We start from the raw sequence: 3,976 nt of genomic DNA, 5'->3' as shown, positions 1-3,976 counted from the left end.
CAAAACTGAACCGCACCCAAGGAAAAGCCGCCAGTTCAAGGCGTTTTGCCCCTTGTGTTCTTTCATTGGAGACACAGATGGCCAAGGCGATCCATTCGATGATCCGCGTTCTCGACGAGAAGAAGTCGGTCGACTTCTATCGCCTGGCCTTTGGGCTCAAGGTCGCCGAAAGGCTGGATTTCGAGACCTTCACGTTGATCTATCTCAGCAACGAGGAAAGCAAATTCGAGCTCGAGCTGACGATCAACAAGGATCGGAGCGAGCCCTATGCGCTCGGTGACGGCTATGGCCATCTGGCGCTTTCGGTCGACGATCTCGACGCCGAGCATCAGCGCGTAACAGATGCGGGCCTCAGCCCTGGCAAGATCGTTGCCTTCAATCGCGATGGCGCCTTGCTTGCCCGTTTCTTCTTCCTGGTCGATCCTGACGGCTACAAGATCGAAGTCCTCCAGCGCCACGGTCGCTACAAGTGATATCCGACTGACGACAACGATCAACCAAAACAATACCGGATATCGCGCCTATCTATTTCGCTTATAGGCCATCGCAACATAGTCTTCTCCAGAAGCATCAAGAATGATGCAAACAAGGGGAACGCGAATGAAGAAGCAGATTGCAGCAGCCGTGCTGGCCATTATGGCCGCAACCGCCTCAACGGCTCAGGCAGCGGAAAAAATCAAGATCGGCACGGAGGGCGCCTATCCTCCCTTCAACTTCATCGATCCTGCCGGCAAGATCGGCGGCTTCGACGTGGATATCGGGCTTGCGCTCTGCGAGCGCATGAAGGTCGAGTGCGAGGTGGTTGCTCAGGACTGGGACGGCATCATTCCCGGTCTTCTTGCCAAAAAATATGACCTGATCATCGCCTCGATGTTCATCACCGAGGAACGCAAGAAGCAGGTCGCCTTCACCAATCCCTATTACCTCGCTGCCATGACGCATGCGGCGCCAAAGGGCTCCGGCATCACCGAATTCACCAATGAGGCCCTCAAGGGCAAGGTGATAGGGGCGCAATCCGGCACCACCCAGGCCGAATACATCACCGCCACCTACCCAGATGCGGAGATCAAGCTCTATCCGACCCAGGACGAGGCCAACCTCGATATGGTCAACGGCCGGCTTGATCTGCAGGTTGGCGACATGCTGCCGCTGCTCGACTGGGTGACGAAGAACGATGATGGCAAGAATTGCTGCGAACTCATCGGCGAGCCGATTACCGACAAGAAGTTTGTCGGCGAAGGTGTCGGTATCGCCGTCCGCCAGGAAGACAACGATTTCCGCGAGAAACTCAACAAGGCGCTCGACGAGATCCGTGCCGATGGCACCTACAAGAAGATCAACGACAAGTATTTCTCGATCGACGTCTACACGATGAAGTGAGGCGCTCAGCACTCTCCTTAAGAGGTCCGGCCGCGCCCGTCATGGGCGCGGTCGGCTATTCTCAATCGTTTCTTGCTGCGCGCTGCCGCGCGACGATGGCCTCCGAATTCGGGATCGTTGATGAGCGACGCCAAGGCCCAATAGCCTTCGAGCCATTCGGCCTCGCCCTCCCAGCCGCCATCGACGAGCCGTCTAAGATTTTCGAGCGAGCGCTGGCGTTCACCGGCCAGAGCCCAGACACCAGTTGCCTGAAACCGATACCAGGCGATGTGCTCGCTCACCGCTCCAGATGAACACCCAACGCCTGGCTCCAAGCGCCCCGGCCGTTCATGCCAACGGCGCTGGCATGCCTGATCCGAGGTTGGCGGATAGGAGGACAGGCGCTAAACCTCCTTCGTGAAGATTTGAGATGGCTTCGATCAGGAAACAACGGGCATCAGGGGGCCGGCATGTTCGATCTCAGCGGAAAGACGGCGCTGGTCACAGGCGGGGGCCGCGGGCTTGGCCTTGAAATGGCGAAGGCCCTGGCGACAGCCGGCGCTGCGGTGGCGATCAATGGCCGCAACCGCGAGACGCTTGAGGCTGTGCGTCGGCAGCTCGCCGAAGATGGCATCGCGCTGGAAATCGCACCGGGCGATGTGGCGACGGATGCCGCACAGATTGTCGATGCGGCAGCGGCGGGTACCGGGCAGCTCGATATCCTGATCCATGCCGTCGGCGAGCGCGACCGGCGCGGCACCGATTCCATGGATACTGTCTCCTTTGCGGCGCTGATCAACGCGGATCTGACGGCTGCCTACGGGATGGCGAAGGCCGCACTTGCTTACCTGCGCCGCTCGGCTTCCGGGAGGCTGATCTTCGTCACTTCCATAGCCGCCTTTGCTGCACGTGCTGGGGACCCGGCCTATACCGCGGCGAAAGGTGGCCTCGACGCCCTCACGCGCTCGTTTGGGGTCGAGCTCGGCTCAGACACACTTACGGTCAACGCGATCGCGCCCGGCTGGTTCGCGACGGAAACCAACGCCGCGCTTGCCGCCGATCCGACGCTCCAGGCTTTCGTCGACGTTCGCATTCCCCTGAAGCGCTGGGGCCGACCGGAAGAGATCGCGCCGGCAGCGGTGTTCCTGGCTTCGCCCGCCGCAAGCTTCGTCAACGGCATAACACTGACCGTTGATGGCGGCATGACGGTGCAGATGTAACCGCCACCGATCTCGGACAGCGTCACAGCCTCTCGTACGACAATTCTTCGGCGAGAAGCGTCGCGAGACTGCAGGCGGCCTTTTCCGCTTTCGGCTTGAGCCGCAGGCTGAACTCAGCGTTCGGCAGCGCCGGCAGAGAGAGAGCCTGGGGCGCGACCGCGACCCCCTCGCCTACAAATCGCGCAGTCCGCGCCGTGATCGCGATGCCGCTGCGGACTGCCGCACGCAATCCGGAAAGGCTCGGACTGGTCGCCGCGATGCGATGGGCGATACCGGCCTGATCGAGCGCACGGGTGGCCGCCGAGCGAAACCCGCATGGCGGGTCCAGTACCGCGATCGGCAACTCGCTACTGGGGGGAACCGGATCGGTGGATGCGGACAACCACAACATCGGCTCGGTCAGCATCGCAATCTCGTCCGGTTGCACACCCTCGCGCATGACGATCAGGACATCGATCGCCCCTTGATCGTAATTGGTCGTCAGTTCCCGCGAACGACCGACCCGGAGATCGAGCCGCACGCGCGGATGGGTTCGGGCAAAGACGCGCAGGAGATCAGGCAAGTTGCTGTCGGCGAAGTCCTGGGTACAGCCAAGAGCCAGACGTCCATCGGCCTTTGCACCCTTGAGGCTCAGCCACGCATCGCGATGGACTTCGAGGATCCGTTGCGCGTGAACGAGCAGTTCCTCTCCGGCCGGCGTCAGGACACGCCCTCTGCCTGATTGAGCCAGAAGCGGCTCTCCCACCATTGCCTCCAATCGCTGCATCTGCGCGGTAACCGCAGAAGCGGTGCGGCCCACCGCGGCAGCCGCGTGAGCGAGCGAGCCGCCTTCGGCAAAGGCGAGGAACGTTCGGAGCAGGTCAGGATCGAAGGCTTGCATAGCTTCAAGATAATCGAATTATAAATACCAAACAATTCGATTTTTCTTCACTGAAGGCGATGGCAGATTGAGCTCCACAGCGCATCACAATCCTCAAAAGGAGCCTTCAATGCCTATCATCAACGTCACCGTCAGCGGCAAGGCCGACGCAACCCTCTCCTCCCGGATCGCAGCGGCGGTCAGCGAACTGACTGCCACCCACCTGCGCAAGGACCCGACGATTACCGCAATCGTCGTGTCCTACATCGATCCGACCCACTGGTTCGCCGGCGGCAAATCACTGGCCGAACAGGACCTGAACAGCTTCTGGCTGGACATCAAGGTCGTAGACGGGACAAACACCAAGCCGGAAATGGCCGCCTATCTGGAAGCGGTATACGGTCGCTTCGAGCAACTGCTCGGCAGGCTGCACTCGGAGAGCTACATCCTCGTTCACGAGGTTCCTGCCGCCGCCTACGGCTATGGTGGCAAGACCCAGGAGTTTCGCTACATCAGCGGCAAGCTCAAGGCCGCGGTA

6 protein-coding genes are annotated in these 3,976 nt (G+C 60.7%); 4 read left to right on the top strand and 2 right to left on the bottom strand.

Going from position 1 to position 3,976, the window contains the following annotated elements:
* The first annotated feature begins 77 nt into the window (after nucleotides 1-77).
* Nucleotides 78-473 carry a VOC family protein gene (locus I8N66_RS31925; protein ID WP_291162791.1) on the top strand — a complete coding sequence of 132 codons (396 nt, stop codon included), beginning with the start codon at nucleotides 78-80 and terminating at the stop codon, nucleotides 471-473.
* Between the two features lie 127 nt (nucleotides 474-600).
* Nucleotides 601-1,380, top strand: coding sequence for an ABC transporter substrate-binding protein (locus tag I8N66_RS31920; protein WP_291162788.1), 780 nt, complete (start codon nucleotides 601-603; stop codon nucleotides 1,378-1,380).
* A 17-nt stretch (nucleotides 1,381-1,397) separates the two neighbouring features.
* Here I8N66_RS31920 and I8N66_RS31915 read toward each other — a convergent pair whose 3' ends face one another.
* Nucleotides 1,398-1,661, bottom strand: a complete 264-nt coding sequence (locus I8N66_RS31915) for a hypothetical protein (RefSeq protein WP_291162785.1) — start codon at nucleotides 1,659-1,661, stop codon at nucleotides 1,398-1,400.
* 168 nt (nucleotides 1,662-1,829) lie between these two features.
* On the opposite strand from I8N66_RS31915, the gene I8N66_RS31910 reads away from it, so the two are divergent.
* Nucleotides 1,830-2,579, top strand: a complete 750-nt coding sequence (locus tag I8N66_RS31910) for an SDR family oxidoreductase (protein WP_291162782.1) — start codon at nucleotides 1,830-1,832, stop codon at nucleotides 2,577-2,579.
* A 22-nt stretch (nucleotides 2,580-2,601) separates the two neighbouring features.
* Here I8N66_RS31910 and I8N66_RS31905 read toward each other — a convergent pair whose 3' ends face one another.
* Nucleotides 2,602-3,459, bottom strand: coding sequence for a LysR substrate-binding domain-containing protein (locus I8N66_RS31905; RefSeq protein ID WP_291162779.1), 858 nt, complete (start codon nucleotides 3,457-3,459; stop codon nucleotides 2,602-2,604).
* Nucleotides 3,460-3,568: 109 nt separating this feature from the next.
* On the opposite strand from I8N66_RS31905, the gene I8N66_RS31900 reads away from it, so the two are divergent.
* Nucleotides 3,569-3,976: 4-oxalocrotonate tautomerase family protein (locus I8N66_RS31900; RefSeq protein ID WP_291162776.1), on the top strand; the 408-nt coding region annotated here is incomplete at its 3' end.

It is taken from the genome of Ensifer sp. SSB1 (assembly GCF_016652895.1).
GTDB lineage: Bacteria > Pseudomonadota > Alphaproteobacteria > Rhizobiales > Rhizobiaceae > Ensifer.
This window is presented reverse-complemented; position numbering and strand designations above follow the sequence as displayed.